At 45.2% G+C, this 555-nt stretch carries 1 protein-coding gene; it reads left to right on the top strand.

The window, feature by feature from the left end; genetic code table 11:
• The first annotated feature begins 24 nt into the window (after positions 1 to 24).
• On the top strand, positions 25 to 399 hold the full coding sequence (locus EIP75_RS23890) for a hypothetical protein (RefSeq protein WP_125245679.1): 375 nt from the start codon (positions 25 to 27) through the stop codon (positions 397 to 399).
• Positions 400 to 555 lie beyond the last annotated feature (156 nt).

Below are 555 nucleotides of genomic sequence, written 5' to 3'. Positions count from 1 at the left end.
CGTTAGGCTCCTTGCAGTCCACTTATGAAAATTTACCCATACATCATTTCCTTTGTCTTGGGAATAGCATCGTTCGGAGCCTATAGTTCTTTAATAGGGCCAAATCTTGACGATCAAAGTTCTACACTTGTTATAGAAGCATCGCAAGCAGCACCTGTTACTTACATGTTTATGCTGCGCGGACAGCCGCCCATCCAAGGGACAACCACTGAGCACAAAAAGTTTTCTATCCCTGGGGCGGAAATTGGCACCTTGACGGCTCAGACGATAGAAAAGCAAAGCTTCACCATTGCGCACAAAATAATCAAAAATGGCAAATCCCAGGATGGAAGTTCAGTATTTGCGAGGCATATTAGCGTGAGCATTTACCCAAACTCAAACAACTGGGTAGCATATTAGAAAATTGTGCATTCCTTATATTTTCAGCCACGCCGAGCCACTTTTCACCCTTGTCCGACTAAGCTTTTCAGGATTGATAATGGCTGCCACCGATTCCAAGCCTAGTACTGGCTTCCCAAATCTGTCTTCGCGCACCAGCCTAACCGTTTGGTCAAG

The sequence above is a fragment of the Aquabacterium soli genome (genome assembly GCF_003933735.1).
In the GTDB taxonomy this organism is placed as follows: Bacteria; Pseudomonadota; Gammaproteobacteria; order Burkholderiales; family Burkholderiaceae_C; genus Aquabacterium; species Aquabacterium soli.
The sequence above is the reverse complement of the archived record's forward strand: the minus strand, read 5'-3'. Positions and strand labels throughout refer to the sequence as shown.

What these genes read in the sequence shown, in the direction of transcription:
- EIP75_RS23890 (WP_125245679.1), top strand. Translation starts at nt 25, where the DNA reads ATGAAAATTTACCCATACATCATTTCCTTTGTCTTGGGAATAGCATCG.